This window comes from Anabaena sp. WA102, assembly GCF_001277295.1.
Lineage (GTDB): Bacteria > Cyanobacteriota > Cyanobacteriia > Cyanobacteriales > Nostocaceae > Dolichospermum > Dolichospermum heterosporum.
The window spans coordinates 1,880,418-1,901,074 of record NZ_CP011456.1; the positions used below are offsets into that span (position 1 = coordinate 1,880,418).

Annotated in this window: 22 protein-coding genes and 3 pseudogenes; 20 read left to right on the forward strand and 5 right to left on the reverse strand. The window is 38.0% G+C overall.

All coding sequences use genetic code 11. The features are described from left to right. Positions 1 to 154: 154 nt before the first annotated feature. Positions 155 to 1,636: pseudogene (locus AA650_RS08250) on the reverse strand (glycoside hydrolase family 13 protein). A 92-nt stretch (positions 1,637 to 1,728) separates the two neighbouring features. On the opposite strand from AA650_RS08250, the pseudogene smc reads away from it, so the two are divergent. The 10 genes and pseudogenes from smc to AA650_RS08295 all read left to right on the forward strand — a co-directional run bounded on the left by smc (position 1,729) and on the right by AA650_RS08295 (position 10,228). Then, positions 1,729 to 5,393 (forward strand): annotated as a pseudogene (gene smc / locus AA650_RS08255) (chromosome segregation protein SMC). Positions 5,394 to 5,552: 159 nt separating this feature from the next. Next, positions 5,553 to 7,382 carry an AIPR family protein gene (locus AA650_RS08260; RefSeq protein WP_081424178.1) on the forward strand — a complete coding sequence of 610 codons (1,830 nt, stop codon included), beginning with the start codon at positions 5,553 to 5,555 and terminating at the stop codon, positions 7,380 to 7,382. Between the two features lie 103 nt (positions 7,383 to 7,485). Continuing rightward, a complete protein-coding gene (locus tag AA650_RS08265) occupies positions 7,486 to 7,728 on the forward strand; it encodes a hypothetical protein (protein WP_053538651.1) in 243 nt (80 codons plus the stop codon). A 113-nt stretch (positions 7,729 to 7,841) separates the two neighbouring features. Then, positions 7,842 to 8,126, forward strand: a complete 285-nt coding sequence (locus tag AA650_RS08270) for a type II toxin-antitoxin system VapC family toxin (RefSeq protein WP_335337440.1) — start codon at positions 7,842 to 7,844, stop codon at positions 8,124 to 8,126. A gap of 41 nt (positions 8,127 to 8,167) precedes the next feature. Then, positions 8,168 to 8,419: a UPF0175 family protein gene (locus AA650_RS08275; RefSeq protein WP_053538652.1), complete on the forward strand. Its 252-nt coding sequence runs from the start codon at positions 8,168 to 8,170 to the stop codon at positions 8,417 to 8,419. Further along, entirely contained in the window at positions 8,416 to 8,904 is a 489-nt protein-coding gene (locus tag AA650_RS08280; RefSeq protein WP_053538653.1) for a DUF3368 domain-containing protein, read from the forward strand. Before AA650_RS08275 ends, AA650_RS08280 begins: the two co-directional genes overlap by 4 nt. Before the next feature lie 51 nt (positions 8,905 to 8,955). Further along, on the forward strand, positions 8,956 to 9,084 hold the full coding sequence (locus AA650_RS29290; protein ID WP_335337449.1) for a toxin-antitoxin system TumE family protein: 129 nt from the start codon (positions 8,956 to 8,958) through the stop codon (positions 9,082 to 9,084). Next, on the forward strand, positions 9,081 to 9,434 hold the full coding sequence (locus AA650_RS08285) for an HVO_A0114 family putative DNA-binding protein (protein ID WP_053538654.1): 354 nt from the start codon (positions 9,081 to 9,083) through the stop codon (positions 9,432 to 9,434). Before AA650_RS29290 ends, AA650_RS08285 begins: the two co-directional genes overlap by 4 nt. Before the next feature lie 210 nt (positions 9,435 to 9,644). After that, positions 9,645 to 9,881 (forward strand): DUF433 domain-containing protein, encoded by a 237-nt coding sequence (locus AA650_RS08290; RefSeq protein ID WP_015080100.1) that lies wholly within the window; start codon positions 9,645 to 9,647, stop codon positions 9,879 to 9,881. Next, on the forward strand, positions 9,878 to 10,228 hold the full coding sequence (locus AA650_RS08295; RefSeq protein ID WP_027402409.1) for a DUF5615 family PIN-like protein: 351 nt from the start codon (positions 9,878 to 9,880) through the stop codon (positions 10,226 to 10,228). The genes AA650_RS08290 and AA650_RS08295 overlap by 4 nt, the downstream gene beginning before the upstream one ends. Positions 10,229 to 10,529: 301 nt before the next feature. On the opposite strand, the gene AA650_RS29080 is transcribed toward AA650_RS08295, so the two are convergent. The 3 genes from AA650_RS29080 to AA650_RS08305 all read right to left on the reverse strand — a co-directional run bounded on the left by AA650_RS29080 (position 10,530) and on the right by AA650_RS08305 (position 11,597). Then, positions 10,530 to 10,658: a hypothetical protein gene (locus AA650_RS29080; protein ID WP_257720899.1), complete on the reverse strand. Its 129-nt coding sequence runs from the start codon at positions 10,656 to 10,658 to the stop codon at positions 10,530 to 10,532. Between the two features lie 230 nt (positions 10,659 to 10,888). Then, positions 10,889 to 11,293: a type II toxin-antitoxin system VapC family toxin gene (locus AA650_RS08300; protein ID WP_015080096.1), complete on the reverse strand. Its 405-nt coding sequence runs from the start codon at positions 11,291 to 11,293 to the stop codon at positions 10,889 to 10,891. Positions 11,294 to 11,300: 7 nt separating this feature from the next. Then, on the reverse strand, positions 11,301 to 11,597 hold the full coding sequence (locus tag AA650_RS08305; protein ID WP_027402408.1) for a hypothetical protein: 297 nt from the start codon (positions 11,595 to 11,597) through the stop codon (positions 11,301 to 11,303). A 430-nt stretch (positions 11,598 to 12,027) separates the two neighbouring features. Between AA650_RS08305 and AA650_RS08310 the strand changes: the two genes are divergently transcribed. The 8 genes from AA650_RS08310 to vapC all read left to right on the forward strand — a co-directional run bounded on the left by AA650_RS08310 (position 12,028) and on the right by vapC (position 17,641). After that, positions 12,028 to 13,077, forward strand: coding sequence for an AAA family ATPase (locus AA650_RS08310; RefSeq protein WP_053538655.1), 1,050 nt, complete (start codon positions 12,028 to 12,030; stop codon positions 13,075 to 13,077). A gap of 2 nt (positions 13,078 to 13,079) precedes the next feature. After that, positions 13,080 to 13,589: a hypothetical protein gene (locus AA650_RS08315; protein WP_168634789.1), complete on the forward strand. Its 510-nt coding sequence runs from the start codon at positions 13,080 to 13,082 to the stop codon at positions 13,587 to 13,589. Between the two features lie 400 nt (positions 13,590 to 13,989). Further along, entirely contained in the window at positions 13,990 to 15,198 is a 1,209-nt protein-coding gene (locus AA650_RS08320; RefSeq protein WP_053538656.1) for an AAA family ATPase, read from the forward strand. After that, positions 15,192 to 15,827, forward strand: coding sequence for a DUF4276 family protein (locus AA650_RS08325; protein ID WP_053538657.1), 636 nt, complete (start codon positions 15,192 to 15,194; stop codon positions 15,825 to 15,827). The genes AA650_RS08320 and AA650_RS08325 overlap by 7 nt, the downstream gene beginning before the upstream one ends. A 274-nt stretch (positions 15,828 to 16,101) precedes the next feature. Next, the gene (locus AA650_RS08330; protein WP_015080100.1) at positions 16,102 to 16,338 is read left to right on the forward strand and encodes a DUF433 domain-containing protein; all 237 of its coding nucleotides are present in this window, start codon (positions 16,102 to 16,104) and stop codon (positions 16,336 to 16,338) included. Continuing rightward, complete coding sequence (locus tag AA650_RS08335; protein WP_053538658.1) at positions 16,335 to 16,685, forward strand: DUF5615 family PIN-like protein; 351 nt, start codon at positions 16,335 to 16,337, stop codon at positions 16,683 to 16,685. The genes AA650_RS08330 and AA650_RS08335 overlap by 4 nt, the downstream gene beginning before the upstream one ends. Before the next feature lie 324 nt (positions 16,686 to 17,009). After that, positions 17,010 to 17,231 carry a hypothetical protein gene (locus AA650_RS08340; protein ID WP_015080101.1) on the forward strand — a complete coding sequence of 74 codons (222 nt, stop codon included), beginning with the start codon at positions 17,010 to 17,012 and terminating at the stop codon, positions 17,229 to 17,231. Further along, the gene (gene vapC / locus AA650_RS08345; protein WP_053538659.1) at positions 17,231 to 17,641 is read left to right on the forward strand and encodes a type II toxin-antitoxin system tRNA(fMet)-specific endonuclease VapC; all 411 of its coding nucleotides are present in this window, start codon (positions 17,231 to 17,233) and stop codon (positions 17,639 to 17,641) included. Before AA650_RS08340 ends, vapC begins: the two co-directional genes overlap by 1 nt. 400 nt (positions 17,642 to 18,041) lie before the next feature. Here vapC and AA650_RS08350 read toward each other — a convergent pair whose 3' ends face one another. Further along, positions 18,042 to 18,908, reverse strand: a complete 867-nt coding sequence (locus AA650_RS08350; RefSeq protein ID WP_053538660.1) for a DUF2382 domain-containing protein — start codon at positions 18,906 to 18,908, stop codon at positions 18,042 to 18,044. Between the two features lie 140 nt (positions 18,909 to 19,048). Here AA650_RS08350 and AA650_RS29440 point away from each other — a divergent pair. Beyond that, positions 19,049 to 19,279 (forward strand): annotated as a pseudogene (locus AA650_RS29440) (hypothetical protein); the annotation flags it as partial. A 98-nt stretch (positions 19,280 to 19,377) separates the two neighbouring features. After that, complete coding sequence (locus AA650_RS08355) at positions 19,378 to 20,367, forward strand: PRC-barrel domain-containing protein (protein ID WP_039203471.1); 990 nt, start codon at positions 19,378 to 19,380, stop codon at positions 20,365 to 20,367. Positions 20,368 to 20,657: the final 290 nt, after the last annotated feature.

Consider the following 20,657-nt stretch of genomic DNA (forward strand, 5'->3'; position numbering starts at 1 on the left):
AATAGCAGCATTACCCCTACTATGATTAGATTACCCATAAGTAGCAAAAAAATATCACTCATCATCTCGTTCCCAGTCTCTGACTGGGAATGAACTCTAGAAGGCTCTGCCTTCAATGATATTAGAGGCAGAGCCTCATCAACTGCATTCCTAGTCAGAGACTAGGAACGAGATGTGGTGGGGATTTGAGATTAACGCAAATCAAGCCGCTACGGGGAGGAATAGTTAAAGAAACATTGTTATCCTTCCATGTAATTTCCCCATTGCCAAATAAAACTTGGTGTGGTTTTTTTGGCAAATTACGACAATCTATATTCACTGTGATAGATTCAGTTCCCACATTCACAGCAATAATTAATTCTTCACTTTCTAGAGTTCGGGCAAATACATAAACTGTTCCTACTGCATAAAGAACTTGATAACTACCAATTCGCAAAGCCGGGTGATTTTGACGAATAGAAATTAATTGTTTGTGAGTATTTAAAATGTCTTGATTCCAATCAGATTCTAGGGGGAAAACACGGCGACAATCTGGATCTATGCCTCCAGGTAAACCAACTTCATCACCATAATAAATACTAGGCGCACCGGGAAAGGTAAATAACAACAGATTACATAATTCTACACTTGCTTGATCACCATCAGCAATACTAATTAACCTGGCTGTATCATGGCTACTGAGGACGTTTAATTGAGTTAGTTGAATTTCCCAAGGATATAATTCTAAAAGGCTGTGAATTTTGGCTGCATAACCAGCCGCATCTAGGGCAGGATAGGGATAATAACTCTGAGATTCTACTAATTCTAATACAATGCGATCGCCTACTGCAAACGCCAGCACTGCCTCATTAAATAAATAATTCAATACCCCATCAAATTGCGTCCCATCAAGCCATTCACGGGCATCTGACCAGACCTCACCGACAATATAAGCATGAGGATTAATACCTTTGACTCGTTGGCGAAATTCCTGCCAAAAACCCGAAGTTTTAATTTCATAAGGTACATCTAACCGCCAACCATCAATGCCAAATTCCAGCCAATATTCGGCAATTTTCATGATATACTCTTTAACATCAGGATGATCATGATTAAAAGTTGGTAAAGAGCGAATTCCTGCCCAAGCATCATAATTAGCAGGTAAATTACCATCATAAGGTGCAAGCGGCCAGCCTTGAATTTTAAACCAATCTATCCAAGGAGAATTAGAACCATTTTCTAAGACATCATGGAAAAAGAAAAAGCCGCGACTAGAATGATTAAATACGCCGTCAAGAACTATTTTTATATTGCGGGAGTGGGCTGCATCTATTAATTCTCGTAAAGCTTGATTTCCCCCCAACATCGGATCAACTTGGTAATAATCATGGGTATGATAACGATGATTACTAGCAGATTGAAAAATGGGTGTAAAGTAAATCGCTGTAATTCCTAAACTTTCGATATAATCTAATTCTTCTATCACACCCCACAAATCACCACCTTTATAGCCTTGATATGTGGGTGGTGCATCCTAGGCTTCTAAATTGGTATTATTTAAGAAGCTTTGACGGGAACGCTGACTTCTAGCAAATCTGTCGGGGAATATTTGATAGAAAACTGCGTGTTTCACCCAATCTGGCGTGTTAATCTGCATAAATTTATTTATTACCCTTTTTTATAACCACGAAATGATAAATAATTGGTACACTTATTTACTTGACCCAGTTTACAGTTAATTAGTGCCTCATGGTATATGTCAAGCGCGTTGAACTTACCAATTTTAAATCCTTCGGTGGGACTACTGCTGTCCCTTTGCTACCGGGGTGTACTGTCATATCTGGTCCTAATGGTTCTGGGAAGTCAAATATTCTGGATGCTTTGTTGTTTTGTTTGGGTTTAGCTAGTTCTAAGGGTATGCGGGCGGAACGTTTACCAGATTTGGTCAATAATGCTCAAAAACATAAGGGGCGTTCGGCGCTGGAAGCTAGTGTAACTGTGACTTTTGATATTTCAGATATCTTACGCAGAGGCGCAGAGGCGCAGAGGGAGGAGGTGGGGGAAGTGGGGGAAGTGGGGGAAGTGGGGGAGGTTGGGGAAGTGGGGGAAGTGGGGGAAGTGGGGGAAAATCCAAAGTCTAAAATCCAAAATCCAAAATCCTCTGAGTGGAGTGTGACTCGGCGGTTGCGGGTGTCTCAGCAGGGGGGTATACGTCGAATTATTATATTAATGGTGTGGCTTGTACTCTGTCTGAGTTACATGAGGATTTGGAGGAACTGCGGATTTATCCTGAAGGGTATAATGTAGTATTGCAGGGGGATGTGACGAGTATTATCTCGATGAATGCGCGGGAACGTCGGGAAATTATTGATGAGTTGGCTGGGGTGGCGACTTATGATCGGAAAATTGTCCAAGCTAAGTCTACTTTAGATGAGGTGAAGGATAAGGAGGATAGTTGTCGGATTATTCAAACTGAGTTAAGTGTACAATGCGATCGCCTATCTCAAGATAAGGCTAAGGCGGAAAAGTATCAATTATTGCGAATTGAATTTATCCAAAAACAATCCTGGGAAGCGGTGTTATCTTGGCGTTCTCTCCAAGCACAGCAGGAAAAACTGGTTGCACAAGTTCAAGAGGGCGATCGCAATTTTGGTAATTTTACTAATGAACTATTAACAACTAATTCCCAAATTGATCAGAAAACTACTGAATTAGAGCAGCTAAATCTGCGTGTGAAGGCTTTGGGTGAGGAGGAACTTCTCTCTGTTCAGTCTAATCTCGCTACCCAAGAAGCGGAACGGAAACAACTCCAGCGACAACAACGGGAGTTAGAGACATCTATTCAAGAATCTACAAAGCGGTTAAATCAAACTTATCAAGAAATTCAACAATATCAACTTGCTTTAGAGGAAGCTAAAAAAAGTCATAATGTAGAAATGTTGAATGTCACATCTCTACAATCAGAACGTGACACCGCTAAACAAAATTTAGAATCTTCTCGTCAAGCTGCTGCGGAAATTGCTTCAGCTTCGGAAGCCTGGGTACAACAACAAACGGCTTTAAATCGGCAAATTGAATCTTTATTGCATACCCTTGAACCACAACGCACAGAACAAGCACAATTACAAGAACGGAATACTCAATTACAACAACTCATTTCTGAACAGTCTCAATTAATTGCGACTTTAGAACCGGAATTAACCGCAAAACAAGTTGAATATGGGCGTTTGGAAACAGAATTTAATGCTTCTACTCAACCTATTCAAAATTTAGCCGAAAACCTCGCCGCTACTGAACAAGAGTTACAAATTCAACAAGATACCCAAAAGCGACTTTTACAAGAACAACGGGACAAACAACGTCAATTAGATAAATTAGAGGCACAAACCCAGGCACAACAGGAAATACAAGGAACACAAGCTAGTAAAGTAATTTTACAGTCAGAAATGCCCGGTTTATGTGGTTTGGTGGTGCAGTTGGGTAAGGTAGATCCCAAATATCAAACAGCGTTGGAAATGGCTGCGGGTGGACGTTTAGGGCATATTGTGGTTGAAGATGATAGTGTGGCATCTGCGGGCATTGAACTGTTGAAACAAAAACGGGCAGGAAGGGCAACTTTTTTACCTTTAAATAAGGTTAAAGTCCCTAGATTTACCCAAGATGCAACTCTGCGTTTAGCTGATGGTTTTGTTAATTATGCGGTAAATTTGGTAGAGTGCGATCGCCGTTATCGTGATGTTTTTGCCTATGTTTTCGGCGCAACGGTGGTCTTTGCTACTCTTGCTCAAGCACGAAAAAATATGGGACTATATCGTATAGTCACTTTACAAGGGGAATTATTGGAAACTAGCGGAGCAATGACTGGAGGTAGTGGTAGTCAACGCTCATCTTTACGTTTTGATAAAGGAGAAACGGGGGAATCTCAAGAGGTCGCTAATTTGAAATCTCGCTTAATAGATATTGATCGTATTTTAGAGCGTTGTGGAGAAGCAATTTCTACTTTAGCAATTCGTACTAAAACCCTCTCCCTGGAGTTAACGGAAGCACGTCAAGGACGCAGGGAACAACAATTATATTTAGAACAGTTACAAAAAGAGATTAAGAGTTTAACAACGCAGTTGGAACATAATCGCACTCAACTTTCGCAAAATACGGCAAAATTTACATCGGCACAATCCCGTTTAGAAATTTTAAATCGGGAATTGCCAGAACAGGAAACTCAATTACAACAATTGAGACATACTTTAGCTGAGTTAGAATCTTCTCAAACCCCCAGCGAATGGCAACAAATCCAAGCTATTATTAAAAACCAGGAACAGGAATTACAACAACGGGAAACTGCGTTAACAGATGTTAAACAACAATTACAAAATCTTGAAAATCAACAACAGCGGTTACAAGAAAAAATAGAAGAATCCCAAATCAGAGTTATTCAATATCAGCAAGAAGAGACGACAGGAAAACAGCAACAAACAACAGTTAATGGTCAACTTGAAGAATTAAATGGTTTAATTACCGAAATTCAGACTAATTTGCGGAAATTAGAGGAAAATTTAGGGGAAGAGAAAAAGAATCGAGATACAGTAGAAATAGAATTGCGATCGCTCTTATTGCGTCAACAACAATTACAATGGGAAATTGAGAAACTCCAAGAAACTCAACAAAAACGCCGGGAAGATTTAACAGCACTGCAAAACCAATTGCGAGATTTAGGTGCAGAATTACCAAGTCCTTTACCAGAAGTTCCCAATAAAGTTGATTTAGAAGACTTACAAAAAGAATTGCGGAGTTTAGGTAAACGTTTACAGGCAATGGAACCTGTAAATATGTTAGCTTTGGAAGAATTCGATAAAGTCCAAAGTCGTCTCCAAGAACTTACCGAAAAATTAGAGACTTTGGAAGGTGAACGGACAGAATTATTATTAAGAATTGAAAACTTTACCACCCTCCGTCAAAAAGCATTTAAAGAAGCTTTCGACGCAGTAAATGAGAATTTCCAATCTATTTTTGCTATCCTTTCCGATGGTGACGGTTATTTACAACTAGATAATCCCGAAGATCCTTTTAACAGTGGTTTAAACCTAGTCGCACACCCCAAAGGTAAACCTGTCCAACGTCTTGCTTCCATGTCTGGGGGAGAGAAATCCTTAACTGCATTAAGTTTTATCTTTTCCCTGCAACGTTATCGTCCATCTCCATTTTACGCCTTTGATGAAGTTGATATGTTTTTAGATGGGTCAAATGTGGAACGATTAGCGAGAATGATTAAACAACAGGCAGAACAGGCACAGTTTATTGTAGTGAGCTTGCGCCGTCCGATGATAGAATCAGCACAGCGCACAATTGGTGTAACTCAAGCTAGAGGTGCTTATACTCAGGTTTTGGGGATTAAATTGCAATCATCAGATCATTGAAGAAGTCCGCAGGATCGCGTAAGATAGATAATTGTGGGCGTTGCATAAATGCGGGATGAATTAGAGGCTGGAAACATTGAAACTTCGTTCTGTATTAAAGAAAATCATCCCATGATTCAGCAACGCCTCAGAATCTTCTTAAATTAGCAATAAATCTATATGCGTTACGAAATATTCCTTCGCGTTATTGATCAAATTAGAAAAGAAGCCCCACAACAATTACATACAAAGTATTTACCTAATGAAGAGGATACAGAAAAGGTTAATCAAGCTAGATCGAGGGCTTTCATTCATCTTTATTTGAAAGTAATGTTCGGCATTACTGACTTTAAGATGCGCGAAAAAACTATTACAGATGGCTCTTACGATGGCGGAATTGACGGGTACTTTATTAGCGAAGAATCAAAAATAATATACCTGATACAATCAAAGTTTAGAACGACAGAAAAAAATTTTGAAGAGAAAGAAATAATGCTTGAGGAAATTCTTGCTATGGACATTAGCAGAATATTAGAGGGAGAAGAAAAAGATGATCACGACAACCCCTATAATGGGAAAATAAAACAACTACAACGCGAGATATCTGAAATATCAGACATTGCCAGATATTCTTACAGCGTTGCTATTCTCGCAAATTCAAGAATATCACCTGCCAAAGCCAAACAACTAACAGGAGGCTATGCAGCAAAAATATTTAATTTTGAACGAACTTATCGCGAATTGGTGTTTCCTATTGTGCGAGGAACTTATTTCACAGCAAGCGATATATCCATTCCAATTGATTTGTCGCAAAAAAATTCTGGCAGTAAGATTAGTTATAACGTATCCACAAGACATGGAAACTGTGAGATAACTGTTCTTTTTGTTCCAGCCATTGAGATAGCTAAACTAATGCATAAATATAAGAACTCTATTTTAACATATAACCCTCGAAGCTATCTTGACTTAGAAGGAAAGTCGGTTAATACAGCCATTCGTGAAACGATACTTAATACAGACAGCAATGAATTTGCCCTTTTTAATAACGGAATCACAATGTTCTCAGATGAAACGAATATAAATGAAAAAATCGGACAAAAAAACAAAGCCCAACTCTACGTTAAAAACCCGCAAATTATTAATGGAGGCCAAACATCTTTTAGTCTAAGCCGTATATATGCCGAAGATATAGATGGATCAGAAAAAAAATTCTTAGGAAAAGAGGTTTTACTAAAAGTTATTACACTCGTCGATACCATAAACATCGACGAAAAAATGCAACTCATTGACGATATTTCTAATGCAACCAACAAGCAAACTCCAGTTATAAATGCAGACAAATTTTCAAATGAATTATTTCATACTTCAGTTCAAACCTTTCTCTTTGAAAATTATGGTCTTTTATACGAACGAAAACGCGGAGAATTCGCAGATGGAATTCACGATGGATACATAACTGGAGCAAAAATTGTTGAGCGAAATTTTTTATGGCGCCTCTTTTATACCGCAAATGGCGATATAAAGAAGGGATACCAAAAAAAATTGTTCCAAAAAAACAATTTCCTTGATATAAAATTAACAGAGACAGAAAAGTTTGACAGGCTAAACATTGCGATTCATGTATTTAACTATCTGAGCGAGTACACATATTATAAATCAAAGAATGATAGAATAACGCACTGGAAAACCTACGCTTACGTTGAAACCTTTTATAAAAGTTCTCCATCTACACAAATAGATGTAATAGAAAGAAATTTGGTTACGCTGGAAATTTTGTGGGATAAGTTATTGCGTTATATCAGGCGTGATCGTGAAAATATTTCATATGAAAACACCCAAGAAATGAACGACAGATTTTGGAGACCCCTTGAAAAGGACTACACAAAAGATCGAGATTTTGAAGGTTATTTGATAGACTATTTTTCCTTATTCCGGGAAAATGATTATATAAACAGACTTCCCCCCAGTGCGATCGCTCAAATTAGACTTATAAAGCGAGATCGTTTATAATATACTGAATAGACAACATATATTAGACAACAATTCCAGCATAGGAGCTATCTATGTTGTTACAAGAACTTAAAGAACAGATATTCAAAAGAGGTAAATAGTTATGCACAGTATGAGAGTGCGATTCCTACGGAGCGCTTCGCTATCGCTAATTGGTAAAAATGGACTTTTACAAATTCAATTACCCGAAACAACAGAAGGAACGGAATTAGATATTATTCTTGTTTATGAATCAGCATCACCAACAAAAACAACAACAAAATTGAGTGATTTTTATGGTTGTATTCAAGATGAAACATTTATCAGACATCCACAGCCAGAACAAGCAGAAAGAGAGCTATTTTGATGATTTATCTGCTAGACACTAATGCCTGTATTATTTATCTCAAGGGCAAAAACTTTCATTTAAAATAAAAGCTGGAGAATATCCCACTTTCAGAAGTCGCTGTTTGTTCAGTTGTGAAGGGTGAATTATTTTACAGATCAATTCGTAGTGCTAACCCAGAGCCTAATCTGATCTTACAGCAAGGATTTTTGAGTCAATTTGTGTCTTTGCCTTTTGATGACCAGTCTGCTAGAATTTTCGGAGAAATTCGCGCTCAACTTGCTACTAATGGAACACCTATTGGGGCTTACGATTTACAAATTGCTGCTATTGCTTTAGCGAATAATTTGATCTTAGTTACACAAATACTAAAGAATTTTCACGCATCCCACAACTACAATTGGAAGACTGGGAAATAGAGTAAAATTAAAATTAGAAGTGACTGCGTGAGGACAACTTGATGCAAATTACCCTGAACCTACCTGATAGCCTCAGTAAAACTGAAACTTTTAACCAGAGTGAATGGCTTCAGGAAATAGCCATTGCCCTATTCCAGCAGCAGCGGATTTCCCTCAGCCGCGCCAGCAAAATTGCGGGAATAGACATAATGAACTTTCAAAAGCTGCTGGCAGATCGGAATATTTGTGTCCATTACGATGTGGAAGACTTTGAGGAAGATGTTCAACACCTGCGGAGTCGGGGCTGGCTATGATTGTTGTCAGTGATACTTCTGCTCTGTCGAATCTTGCCCTTGTTGATCATCTTGGGTTGCTAAAAGCTATTTACCATCAGGTTATCATTCCTGACGTGGTTGCCAGCGAATTGGTAGCCGCCAGCAATCCTACTATTTCAGCTATTCTCCAACTGGACTGGATTCAAAGCCAATTCCTCAACAACTTCCAACTTGCTAACCAGCTTCAACAGGAACGCGGACTTGATGCTGGAGAAGCAAATGCTATAGCCTTGGCACTTGAGCTACAAGCCGATGATTTGCTCATTGATGAACGCTTGGGACGGCAAGAAGCTCTCCGGCTTGGGATACCTATTATTGGTATTCTGGGTATTCTACTTGTTGCTAAACAAAGAAGTCTTATCCCTCAAGTTCAACCTGTTATGGATGCTTTGATCAACCGGGCTGGTTTTCGCATCAGTCCCCAGCTATATCAGCGTATCTTATCTCTTTCTCAAGAACCTTGACTTGTTAGTTTAGCCGTAGGTTAGATTGATATGGAAAATGTAGAATTCGATATGACAACGAACGCACAAAAAGGAGATCATAAACATATAAATTCACACGAAATAGATTACAAATTCACAAGCATTGATAAATTGCTTGACGATTTTGAAAAAGACATTGAAACCTGGAGTGAATTATGAAAGCAATTATTGAAGTAGCCAAGGGTGGTTCTGCAATCCGAGCCGCTCGTCAACAAATTAAAGACTCCGAAATTGGAAAGCCAGTAAATTTTAGACTTTCATTTGAATCTGCAAAATCACTTTTTAGCGAGCTAACACCTGCTAGACTTGATTTACTTGATACTTTAAGCAAAACAGGTCCATGCAGTATTTACGCGCTGGCAAAAACAGCCGAAAGAAACTATTCAAACGTACACACAGACGTAAATCGCCTGGAAGAACTCGGATTAATTGAACGGACAGAAGAAGACAAAATATCTGTACCGTTTGAATCCGTTGAAATATTCATGCCACTAGCGAAAGCAGCGTGAGAAATTGATAAAGTGCGATAGCGAAGCGCTCCGTAGGAATCACCTATTGGGTTTAAGTGCGATAGCTCACAGGTTAGATTGATAAAGTGCGATAGCGAAGCGCTCTGTAAGAGTCGCGCAACGGTGACTTTCAGTTCGCTTTTTTCTATTGTCATAGAACTCGAAAAATCAAGTACAATTAATTTAGTGCCAACATAAAATCTAAATATCATGAATAACCTTCTATTAAATAGAATAACAATTAACCATGATATTTGTCATGGTAAACCGTGTATTCGCGGATTGCGCTATCCGGTGGAAATGATCTTAGAACTTTTGAGTTCAGGCATGAATATTGATGATATTTTAGAAGATTATGATGATTTAGAATACGAAGACATTTTAGCAGTTCTCAGCTTTGCTACTCGACTTACTCAAGTTAAAAGTATTCTCCAATTAGTTTCATGAAATTCTTGATTGATGCTCAATTACCAATGCGAATTGCCAATTTATTAGATAACTTAGGTTATGATGTTATACATACCAAAAATCTTCCTTTAAAAAATGCAACTCCAGATTCGGAAATCAACAAACTATCAATCCTGGAACAGAGAATTGTTATTACCAAAGATAAAGATTTTTTAGATTCTTTTTTAATCAAACAAGAGCCTTACAAACTACTACTAATAACCACAGGTAATATTAGTAACAAACAAATTGAACAACTTTTTCTACAAAATATTACTCAAATAATCGAATTGTTTTTGACCTATGATTTTTTAGAAATGACTAGAGATAGTTTGATTATTCATTAGTGCGAGTTCGCCTGTTGGGGAAGCGTAATCAGCGATCGCTTGTAGTTTGGATTGAGCAAGTGCGATAGCGAAGCGCTCCGCAGGAATCGCTCGTAGGTTGGATTAATAAAGTGCGTAAGCGTTGCGCTCCGTAGGAATCGCTTGTAGATTGGATTGATAAAGTGCGATGGCGAAGCGCTCCGCAGGAATCGCTCGTAGGTTAGATTGATAAAGTGCGATAGCGAGGCGCTCCGTAGGAATCGTTTGTAGATTGGATTGATAAAGTGCGATAGCGAAGCGCTCCGCAGGAATCGCTTGTAGGTTAGATTGATAAAGTGCGATAGCGAAGCGCTCCGTAGGAATCGCTCGTAGGTTGAATTGATAAAGTGCGATCGCTTTTAGTTTGGATTGATAAAGTGCGATAGCGAAGCGCTCCGTAGGAATCGCTCACAGGTTAGATTGATAAAGTGCGAGTTCGCCACTTAGAGACTTCCAAGAAATAAATTATCCTAAGAAACGAACCACAGAGGCACAGAGTACACAGAGAGAGAATTTCTGCATCAGTTTTGGGACATTTTTTTATTTGGAAGTCTCTTACACCCTGACCAAATGCGAAAAACCCAATAACAGCTTAACCAAACCTACAGTTTTAAATACATCAGCCAAAAAATAATTTAATCATCATAATTCTACCCAATTCTCTAAACTTAAACCCTCAACTCTGGCCAAATCACTATCATTAGAAACCACAATTAAATCTTTAAGAATAGCAGTAGCAGCGATTAAAACATCTTCAGTTTGAATTGGTACACCCCTTAATCTCAAATTAGCATGAATTTGAGCAGCTTTTTCTAAAATTGCTAAATCATCTAAGAAAATAATCGGATATTCTTGACAAAATTCCTCAAATCTTGCTCTTTGTTTTGGTGCATCAACCGCTAAAAAACCTCGCCTAATTTCAAAATAGGTGATACAACTAATAAAAATCTTTTCTTCCTTAGACTCACTAATTGTAATCTTGTGAAGAATTTGGGAATTTTGTTTGAGTGCTAAAGAAACAATATTAGTATCTAATAAATAATTCATAAATTTTCTATTTTCTTTTAACTGCATCATCAAAAATTGCCATTTGTTCAGGAGTAAAATCCTCTCCTATTTTAGCCAAAAGGTGTAGAGCCATGATACCACTACAACGCTTTTTAAGACTTTCTTCTGATATCTGACTAAATTCTTCTAAAGAAAAGTTTTCTTTAAATACTTTTACTAAATCTTGAACCATTTTCGTATAATTTAGATCCTCTTTAAATAAAGGACGTTCTTCCATTAAAATAGCAACAACATTCTCAATTCTCTTAATTATTGATTCTTGTTTCATATCAGTTGATAACATAATTATTACCTCACTAAATAGTCTTTATGTCCATTATATCAAGTTTGTGAACTTTTGGGAATTATTTATACTAACACTTTTAAATCACCAATGAGTCCCCAAAAGTTTGTAGCGACTGTTTTGAATGTCAAGCGATAGCGAAGCGCGACCTAGGAATCGCTCACAGTTTAAACTGATAAAGTGCGATAGCGAACGCATTGCGTCCCGGAGGGAACTAGCGCGACCTAGGAATCGCTTGTAGGTTAGATTGATAAAGTGCGATAGCGAAGCGCGACCTAGGAATCGCTTGTAGGTTAGATTGACCAAGTGCGATAGCGAAGCGCGACCTAGGAATCGCTTGTAGGTTAGGTTGACCAAGTGCGATTGCTTGTTGGTTGATATAATCTGTGCGATTAGTACAGAATATTAGTGTAAACATTTAAAATAATCTATGCTAAATAATCTAAATATTAAAAACTTCACAGTTTTTCCTAGTGCAAATCTCCAATTCTCTAAACATCTGAATGTAATAGTTGGAGAAAACGGATCGGGTAAGACACATCTTCTTAAAGTTGCTTATTCAGCGCTTGCAACCAGTTGGGAAGAAAGCCGCAAACCAACAAGTAGTACACCAACAAAAGCTTTAATGCAAACTCGTCTAGCAGACAAGCTTATCAATGTTTTTCGTCCAGAATCTCTTGGGCGACTCGCTAGAAGAAAGCAAGGACGTGAGAGATGTGACATTAAACTCTTGTTTGAAGATAAAAAGTTCAATTTTGAATTTAGCTTTTCTACGAATAGTAAAACAGAAGTGCTTATAGAGCAAGTTCCAAAGGGTTGGCTTGACACTTCACCAGCTTATATCCCAACTCGTGAATTGCTGAGTATTTTTCCAAACTTTATTTCCGTTTACGAAGGCCATTACCTTGAATTTGAAGAGACTTGGCGAGACACTTGTATACTTCTAGGCTATCCTTTGCAGAGAGGGACTAAGGAGAAAAGAATTCAAGAATTGTTAGCTCCGCTTGAAACATCAATGGGTGGCTCAATCGAGCTAGATAAGAATGGACGCTTTTATTTGAAGAATGAGCGCGGTCGCTTTGAGATGCCACTTATTGCAGAAGGCCAGCGTAAATTAGCAATGCTGGCGCGTTTAATTGCAACTGGGGTATTAATGGACAAAGGTTTTCTATTTTGGGATGAGCCTGAAGCAAATCTCAATCCACTTCTGATAAAACAAGTAGCTCAAAGCATTGTGAGCCTAAGTAAAATAGGGATTCAAGTATTTATTGCCACTCATAGTTTATTCCTGTTGCGTGAGCTTGAAATATTAATGACTGATCAGCAAAATATTGAACTCAACTCACGATTCTTTGGTTTGCACTTTTCAGATGACGGTGTTGTAGTCAACCAAGGAGATACGATTGACGAAATTGGCGATATTACAACACTGGACGAAGAGCTTGCTCAATCTGATCGCTTTATCAGTAGTGGGGTTTGAGTGTGATAAACATCCAGGTTGATAGCTTGATATTTACCTTTCCCGATTCATGGAAAGTTTGCAAGTACGATGAATGGGCTTTTTATCGTCACCAGTTCTCTAAGATGTCGCCTGGAATTAAAGCAGTTGATCTTCTCGCAATTGAGAGTCAGGTGATATGGTTAATTGAAGCCAAGGACTATAGACAGCATCCTCGGACTAAAACCATAGATTTAGCAGATGAAGTAGTGCAAAAAGTCTTGTATACCCTTGCGGCTATGTTACCTGCCAAGATTCACGCATCAGACATATCCGAAAGTAATTTTGCTGGGGAAATTTTGAAAGGGCAACAGTTGCGTGTTGTTTTGCATCTTGAGCAACCAGTAAAAACTTCAAAGTTATTTCCACGTGCTATTGACCCTTCAAAGGTACAGCTTAAATTGAGAAGTCTAATCAAACCAATTGATCCGCATCCAAAAGTCGTTGAGTCTAACCAGATGCAAGGGTTAAAGTGGACAGTGACGGAACTATGAATACTTAATTTTAATCTCCGCGTCTAATCTAAATAGATGGTAATGGCTAACACTGTTTTGGTACGAACCGCAAAGACTGTTTCTTAGATTCCCAAAAGGCTTTTGTCAGTTTGCCATTTACACCTTGACTAAGTGTGATAGCGAAGCGCTCCGTAGGAATCGCTCACAGGTTAAATTGATAAAGTGCGATAGCGAAGCGCTCCGTAGGAATCGCTTGTTGGGTGGTGTTAGTGCGATCGTTTGTAGGTTAGATTGATAAAGTGCGATCGCCAATTGATTTTAAGTTTAATCAGCGAACTGACAAGTCAGCGATTGCGCGATCGCAAAACATAAATAATTGTGTATTCCTTACCCAAAATATTAGCAACAATATAGTTTTATTTAATATTAGGAGAAGTAAATGGAAGGTAAAAGATTTATTCATAAAATCAAATTACAAAACTTTCTTTCTTATGGAAGTGAAGGTGAAGAAATTGAATTACAACCGCTAAATGTGTTAATTGGTGCTAATACATCTGGGAAATCTAATTTAATTGAAGCTATTGGAATTTTAAAAGCAACACCGACAGATTTACCTGTGCCTTTTCGTAAAAGTGGAGGTATTAATGAGTTTTTATGGAAAGGTAACAAAGATACTCCGATAGCAGAAATTAAAATTACTGTTGATTATCCTCAAAAATCAGAGTCACTTTTACTTGATTATACGCTTAGTTTTACCACATATGATCAAAAATTTGATTTAGTAGATGAATTTATCGAACCAGAAACGGCAAAAGAAGGTTTTCAATTTTATTATCTTAACAATTATAATGGATTTCGTTCTTTTACAGTAAGAGATAAAGATCCATTGTCAGGACAGGAAAGACGAAGTGAACAACTTTTGGAACTACATTCAATTAAATCAGATCAATCAGTTTTATCTGAAATAAAAGATCCAAGTAGATATCCAGAAATTTCCTATCTAAGTACGGAGTTTTCTAAAATTAGTTTATATCGTTCCTGGCAAATGGGACGAGATTCAGAACTAAGAAAAGCTCAAAAAGCTGATTTACCCCAACATCCTTTATTAGAAGATGGCAGTAATTTTGGTTTATTTATAAAAGATTTACAATACAAAGGATTAAGTAGAAAACTTATTGAATATCTCAAAAAATTTTATGAAACAGCAGAAGACTTAGATGTAAGAATATATGGTGGTACAGTACAACTATTTATTCGGGAAGAAGATGTAATTCAACCAATTTCTGCAACTCGTTTATCTGATGGAACATTGCGATATTTGTTTTTAATGGCGTTACTTTTAGATCCTACTCCACCACCACTAATTTGTATTGAAGAACCGGAGTTAGGTTTACATCCAGATATTTTACCGACTATTGCAGAATTATTAATAGAAGCATCTCAGAGAACTCAATTAATTGTCACAACTCATTCTGATGCTTTGGTTTCTGCGTTGAGTGAATATCCTGAATCTGTCGTAGTTTGTGAAAGAGATAATACAGGAACTCATTTAAGGAGACTTAAACCAGATAAACTCAAAGACTGGTTAGAAAATTATACTTTAGGTGATTTGTGGCGGATGGGTGAAATAGGTGGAAACAGATGGTAAAAGAGATTAGAATTTATATAGAAGGTGGTGGAGATTCCAAAAATCAGAGATCTTCACTTAGAAAAGGATTTAGTAAGTTTTTTTTAAAATTAGTAAAGGAAGCAACAACCAAAAACATTAAATGGAATATCATTATGTGTGGTACTCGGAATAATGCTTTCCGTGATTTCAAAAATGCTTTAAAATCTCATCCTGATGCTTTTAATGTATTATTAGTTGATGCTGAAGCACCTGTAAATAAAAAATCTCCTTGGGAACATTTAAAATTTAGAGATAATTGGGATAAACCAACAGAAGTTGATGATGATAATTGTCATTTAATGGTACAAACAATGGAAGCTTGGTTTATTGCTGATTTTGCAACGCTGAAAAAATTTTATGGCCAAGGTTTTAAAGAAAATGCTATTCCCAAAAATGCTAATGTGGAAACTATTGCAAAAGATAATTTAGAACCTACTCTCAAAACTGCGACTGGTAGAACTACTAAGGGAGAATATCACAAAATAAAACACGCCTCTGAACTATTAGAATCATTAGATGTAACTCAGGTTCGTCAAGCTTCTCCTTATTGTGATCGCTTATTTAATACTCTAAAATCAAGAATTGGATATTTACAGGATGAATCATAACCTAGTAATTGCTCCTCTTGTGCGATAGCGAAGCGCGACCTAGGAATCGCTCATAGGTTAGATTGATAAAGTGCGATTGCTTGTTGGGTGGTGTTAGGAAGTGCGATAGCGAAGCGCGACCTAGGAATCGCTCGTAGATTAAATTGATAAAGTGCGATAGCGAAGCGCTCTGTAAGAGTCGCGCAACGGTGACTTTCAGTTCGCTTTTTTCTATTGTCATAGAACTCGAAAAATCAAGTACAATTAATTTAGTGCCAACATAACATCTAATATCATGAATAACCTTCTATTAAATAGAATAACAATTAACCATGATATTTGTCATGGTAAACCCTGTATTCGTGGATTGCGCTATCCGGTGGAAATGATTTTAGAACTTTTGAGTTCAGGCATGAATATTGATGATATTTTAGAAGATTATGATGATTTAGAATACGAAGACATTTTAGCAGTTCTCAGCTTTGCTACTCGACTTACTCAAGTTAAAAGTATTCTCCAATTAGTTTCATGAAATTCTTGATTGATGCTCAATTACCAATGCGAATTGCCAATTTATTAGATAACTTAGGTTATGATGTTATACATACCAAAAATCTTCCTTTAAAAAATGCAACTCCAGATTCGGAAATCAACAAACTATCAATCCTGGAACAGAGAATTGTTATTACCAAAGATAAAGATTTTTTAGATTCTTTTTTAATCAAACAAGAGCCTTACAAACTACTACTAATAACCACAGGTAATATTAGTAACAAACAAATTGAACAACTTTTTCTACAAAATATTACTCCAATAATCGAATTGTTTTTGACCTATGATTTTTTAGAAATGACTAGAGATAGTTTGATTATTCATTAGTGCGAGTTCGCCTGTTGGGGAAGCGTAATCAGCGATCGCTCGTAGGTTAGATTGATAAGGTGTGATAGCGAAGCGCTCCGCAGGAATCGCTTGTAGATTGGATTGACCAAGTGCGATAGCGAAGCGCGACCTAGGAATCGCTTGTAGGTGGATTGATAAGGTGCGATAGCGAAGCGCGACCTAGGAATCGCTCAAATTAGACTTATAAAGCAAGATCGTTTATAATATACTGAATAGACAACATTAGACAACCATTCCAGCATAGGAGCTATCTATGTTGTTACAAGAACTTAAAGAACAGATATTCAAAAGAGGTAAATAGTTATGCAAAGTATGAGAGTGCGATCGCTAATTGGTAAAAATGGACTTTTACAAATTCAATTACCCGAAACAACAGAAGGAACGGAATTAGATATTATTCTTGTTTATGAATCAGCATCACCAACAAAAACAACAACAAAATTGAGTGATTTTTATGGTTGTATTCAAGATGAAACATTTATCAGACATCCACAGCCAGAACAAGCAGAAAGAGAGCTATTTTGATGATTTATCTGCTAGACACTAATGCCTGTATTATTTATCTCAAGGGCAAAAACTTTCATTTAAAACAAAAGCTGGATAATATCCCACTTTCAGAAATTGCTGTTTGTTCAGTTGTGAAGGGTGAATTATTTTACGGATCAATTCGTAGTGCTAACCCAGAGCGTAATCTGACGTTACAGCAAGGATTTTTGAGTCAATTTGTGTCTTTGCCATTTGATGACCAGTCTGCTCTAATTTTCGGAGAGATTCGCGCCCAACTTGCTGCTAACGGAACACCTATTGGAGCTTACGATTTACAAATTGCGGCTATTGCTTTAGCGAATAATTTGATATTAGTTACCCATAATACTAAAGAATTTTCACGCATTCCCCAACTACAATTGGAAGACTGGGAAATAGATATTTTGTAATCTTTTAACTATAAGCATTACAGCTATCAATGCGATAGCGAAGCGCGACCTAGGAATCGCCAATCTTGTAGGGTGCGTTAATGCAGTGTAACACACCTAAAATATAAGCTAAAATGAAGTAGCTTACAATCTACCGTGTATGAGTGAATCTGTCTATATTGAAACCAGTATTTTAGGCTACCTTACTGCTCGACCAAGCAGAGACATTATTGTGGCGGCTAATATTGAGATAACGAGGGAGTGGTGGAATACACGGCGCAGTGACTTTCAACTGTACTCATCCCAAGCAGATCAGCATTGATTTTGGATACGAATTGCCGATTCTTTGTACACCCTATGAATTTCTAGGAGGTTGATTATGTTTCATGATGAGATTGTGGAAGTGCTGTTTCGAGGTTTCTTAGTTTCTTCTCTCAGTTACTCGTTGATCATTCCGAGTCACGTCTAATTCTTCACGACGAATAGTATCTTCCGCTTCAACTGTATCCTGTTCAACTATTTTCTTGATTTTTACTCCTCCTTCACCTAAATCAGCTTCAGTTAGTGATACAGTTTTAACACCCGTTTCTGCATCAGTGTGTTCAATGACTATACGTTCTCTTTGCACAGGTACAGAAACTGTTACCATTTCAGTATATGATTGCTTACTAACAGTTACTTCTCCTGTCTTCACACGAGATTTATTAGCTACTAAACGTTCTTCATATAGTTTCAGGTTTTGGTGATCCTGCTCATTCACATTGTAAAGATTTGGTTCTTCCTCATACCTATATGTATTCCGTTCAACAGGAACAGCAGGAGTAACTATTGTGCGCTCATGAGAAACTAGTGGAGAATCTACAGCTATCGGCGACTCTAGCGGTGTTGATGACTCTAAAGGCGCTTGTCCTCTTGGTCTACGATAAACTCCCCGCACCCGTTCCTCATAGTCGTAATCAATTTCTTGCAAATCTTTAAAATCTGGTAAATTTTCTACCTGCTGCTTTGTCAGCTTATTCGCGTATACCCGACGTTTATCATAGTCAATTCGGGAACGTCCAATTGGTAACAATACTTGTCTACCAAAAAACCAAAACCCTGTGTCCACAACTAAATAACGCAAACGCCCTGAATCATCTACCAATATGTATTTAATAGTGCCAACTTTATCATCATCTATGTCTGAATAGACATCAAAATGCTTAATCTTTTCAACTTCACTGCCATCCAACCCTGGACTATCATAGTTAGAGTCAGCAGTAAAGTCTTCAATTTTGTATAAAGCCATATTCATTTAGCTCCAAACAGCTATACTTATAATTTTAAAAATAAAATTTTTTACTTCTTCTTTCTAAAGAAGGATATTAATATCAATAAATCTTGCTGTTCTGGTGGAAATGTATTATCAGGATATCCAGCTACAATTACGAAGTTGATATGTTTTTAAATGGGCCAAACAGGGAATGATTAGCTAGAATGATCAGACAACAGGCGGAACAAGCTTTATAATTGTGAGTTTGCGCCGTCCGATGATAGAATCAATCAGCCCAACGCACAATTGGCGTAACTCAAGCCAGAGGCGCGGATACTCAAGTTTTGAGTATTAAGTTAGGTAACAGGGAACAGGGAACAGGAAAAAAGTTTACCAATGACAACTGACAACTGACAACTGACAAATTTCTGTTAAAAATAGACATATACATAAACCAGATTCGAGATTGCCTACGGCACGCTACGCGAACAGGACGACCTATAGAATGACTTCAGAACAAATAGTTAGACGTTCAGATATATTAAACACTCAGGTAATCACCCGCGACAACGGTAAGCGGTTAGGTATCGTGAGTCAGATTTGGGTTGATGTTGATCAAAGAGAGGTTGTGGCAATAAGTTTGCGAGACAGCCTGATATCTATTTCTAGTTTGCCCCGCAATATGTATCTCAACAGCATCAACCAAATCGGTGATGTCATCTTAGTTGATAACGAGGATGTCATCGAAGATGTAGAAGTGGAGATTCTCAGTAACCTGATGAACTGGGAAGTAATCACCGAAACAGGTGAAGTTTTAGGCAAAGTAAGAGGCTTTAAATTTAATGGCGAAACGGGTAAAATATACTCTATCGTCATTGCCTCCTTGGGATTACCGCAAATTCCCGACCAATTTTTGAGTACCTATGAACTATCCATTGATGAAGTAGTCAGCACCGGACCTAGTCGGTTAATTGTGTTTGAAGGTGCTGAAGAAAGAGTAAACCAGTTAACCGTGGGCGTTTTAGAACGGCTGGGAATCGGTAAAGCCCCTTGGGAAAGAGATGCAGAAGAAGAATTTGGCTATAGCGCCCCTCGGACAGTTGCACCCAGTAATCAATTACCTAGTGGTGTTCCTCTCCAACCACCTCGTCCTAAAGTCCGCATTCCTGAACCCATAGCCCAAGAAGAGGAATGGACGGAAGACTATGTAGAAGAAGAAAGACCCCAGCGTCAGGTGATGAAAGCCCGTTCCTACGAGTCAATTCAGTATGAAGAAGACGAAGAAGATAACTGGAGTGATGCAACGGTAAGAGATAGTTATCAGGAAGCCCCCAGAGCCGAAGCCAAACCTGCCAAAAAGACCTACGCTGACCAGTATGATGACTATGATGATGATCTAGACGGTGATGCCTGGGATGATGCACCAAAGCCTGTAAACATTCCCAAAAAGGTTAAGGAACGACAAGTGGAATACGAAGAAGAAGGCGGATATTAAGTTTTGTAAACCCCCTCTACTATAAGTAGCTACGGTGTACACACAAGTTATCGAATCACCATTATTCCTCAAATTACCCCACCCTAACCCTCCCCGATGCTTTGGGGAGGGAACTACAGCGATTTCCAATCATATAAGGTACATCCTAGCCCCCTCATCGCTTGCGGGGAGGGGGTGGCGGGTGGGGTTCTTGTTCCAGGTTTGATGACAATTTGCTGTAATTTTTCCGGTTTCCCCCCAAAGCATCCGCTACCGTGTACACACATCCTTACCCAAAGCCAGTTTTCCAC

Coding starts and splice junctions, on each gene's coding strand:
- AA650_RS08260 (WP_081424178.1), top strand. CDS start 5,553: ATGCGTTACGAAATATTCCTTCGCGTTATTGATCAAATTAGAAAAGAA.
- AA650_RS08340 (WP_015080101.1), top strand. CDS start 17,010: ATGCAAAGTATGAGAGTGCGATCGCTAATTGGTAAAAATGGACTTTTA.
- AA650_RS08325 (WP_053538657.1), top strand. CDS start 15,192: ATGGTAAAAGAGATTAGAATTTATATAGAAGGTGGTGGAGATTCCAAA.
- AA650_RS29290 (WP_335337449.1), top strand. CDS start 8,956: ATGACAACGAACGCACAAAAAGGAGATCATAAACATATAAATTCACAC.
- AA650_RS08300 (WP_015080096.1), bottom strand. CDS start 11,293: ATGAATTATTTATTAGATACTAATATTGTTTCTTTAGCACTCAAACAA.
- AA650_RS08285 (WP_053538654.1), top strand. CDS start 9,081: ATGAAAGCAATTATTGAAGTAGCCAAGGGTGGTTCTGCAATCCGAGCC.
- AA650_RS08355 (WP_039203471.1), top strand. CDS start 19,378: ATGACTTCAGAACAAATAGTTAGACGTTCAGATATATTAAACACTCAG.
- AA650_RS08265 (WP_053538651.1), top strand. CDS start 7,486: ATGCACAGTATGAGAGTGCGATTCCTACGGAGCGCTTCGCTATCGCTA.
- AA650_RS08330 (WP_015080100.1), top strand. CDS start 16,102: ATGAATAACCTTCTATTAAATAGAATAACAATTAACCATGATATTTGT.
- AA650_RS08295 (WP_027402409.1), top strand. CDS start 9,878: ATGAAATTCTTGATTGATGCTCAATTACCAATGCGAATTGCCAATTTA.
- vapC (WP_053538659.1), top strand. CDS start 17,231: ATGATTTATCTGCTAGACACTAATGCCTGTATTATTTATCTCAAGGGC.
- AA650_RS08335 (WP_053538658.1), top strand. CDS start 16,335: ATGAAATTCTTGATTGATGCTCAATTACCAATGCGAATTGCCAATTTA.
- AA650_RS08290 (WP_015080100.1), top strand. CDS start 9,645: ATGAATAACCTTCTATTAAATAGAATAACAATTAACCATGATATTTGT.
- AA650_RS08280 (WP_053538653.1), top strand. CDS start 8,416: ATGATTGTTGTCAGTGATACTTCTGCTCTGTCGAATCTTGCCCTTGTT.
- AA650_RS08320 (WP_053538656.1), top strand. CDS start 13,990: ATGGAAGGTAAAAGATTTATTCATAAAATCAAATTACAAAACTTTCTT.
- AA650_RS08310 (WP_053538655.1), top strand. CDS start 12,028: ATGCTAAATAATCTAAATATTAAAAACTTCACAGTTTTTCCTAGTGCA.
- AA650_RS08350 (WP_053538660.1), bottom strand. CDS start 18,908: ATGGCTTTATACAAAATTGAAGACTTTACTGCTGACTCTAACTATGAT.
- AA650_RS08275 (WP_053538652.1), top strand. CDS start 8,168: ATGCAAATTACCCTGAACCTACCTGATAGCCTCAGTAAAACTGAAACT.
- AA650_RS08305 (WP_027402408.1), bottom strand. CDS start 11,597: ATGTTATCAACTGATATGAAACAAGAATCAATAATTAAGAGAATTGAG.